The organism is Bartonella sp. MR168JLCBS, assembly GCF_042194175.1.
This window is the reverse complement of sequence record NZ_JBHIMP010000156.1, coordinates 1-1,073: the sequence shown is the minus strand read 5'-3', so window position 1 is coordinate 1,073 and position 1,073 is coordinate 1. Positions and strand designations below refer to the sequence as shown.

1 protein-coding gene and 1 pseudogene are annotated in these 1,073 nt (G+C 41.3%); both read right to left on the bottom strand.

Features of this window, described 5'->3' with window-relative positions:
• Positions 1-157: FAD-dependent oxidoreductase (locus ACFIK8_RS09960; RefSeq protein WP_375669329.1), on the bottom strand; the 157-nt coding region annotated here is incomplete at its 3' end.
• A gap of 12 nt (positions 158-169) precedes the next feature.
• A pseudogene (locus ACFIK8_RS09955) lies at positions 170-1,073 on the bottom strand (phosphomethylpyrimidine synthase ThiC); the annotation flags it as partial.

Below are 1,073 nucleotides of genomic sequence, written 5' to 3'. Positions count from 1 at the left end.
CACAGTAAGGCGCTAACATCCCTCCCGCATACCAACTGGCTGTTCCTATAGGGGAACACAAAGGTGCGGATACTGTAACAGAAGCCCCTTTTTGTTGTAACATATAAGCAACTGTTAAACCACCTACACCTGCACCTTTGATAAGAATGTTCTTCAACTGTTTACTTTCTTTTTTTTGAGGAAAAGTAACTTCTCTATAAAGGTCACCATTCTTTTGATATTTCTCGGTGATGGCAACCTATACCATCACCTTTTGGTTTGTTTATTGCTGCTGCCTCGCGAATATCATGGGAAATACGCATGGAACAGAATTTTGGCCCACACATAGAACAAAAATGCATCAATTTATGAGCTTCTTTGGGCATTGTTTCATCATGAAAAGCGCAGGCTGTTTCTGGATCAAGAGAAAGGTTGAATTGGTCATGCCATCTAAAGTCAAATCGTGCACGTGAAAGAGCATTATCGCGTAATTGTGCTCTGGGCAAACCTTTGGCAAGATCGGCAGCATGGGCAGCAATTTTATAAGTGATCACACCAGTTTTTACGTCATTTTTATCGGGAAGCCCTAGGTGCTCTTTAGGTGTTACATAACACAACATGGCTGTTCCAAACCACCCAATCATAGCGGCACCAATTGCTGATGTAATATGGTCATAACCAGGAGCGATATCAGTTGTAAGAGGTCCTAAAGTATAAAAAGGTGCTTCATGACAGAGATCTAATTGCTGCTCCATATTTTCTTTAATTTTATGCATTGGGATATGGCCAGGCCCTTCAATCATCACCTGTACATCTTTTGCCCAGGCAATTTTTGTTAATTCTCCTAAAGTCTTAAGTTCGGCGAATTGGGCTTCATCATTTGCATCAGCAATAGAGCCAGGGCGCAACCCATCTCCTAATGAAAGAGAGATATCATACGTGCGTGCAATATCACAAATTTCATTAAAATGTTCATAGAGAAAACTTTCTTTATGATGATGCAGACACCATTTCGCCATAATCGAGCCACCCCGTGAAACGATACCTGTTACGCGATTAGCGGTCAAAGGAATAAATGGTAATCTTAATCCCGC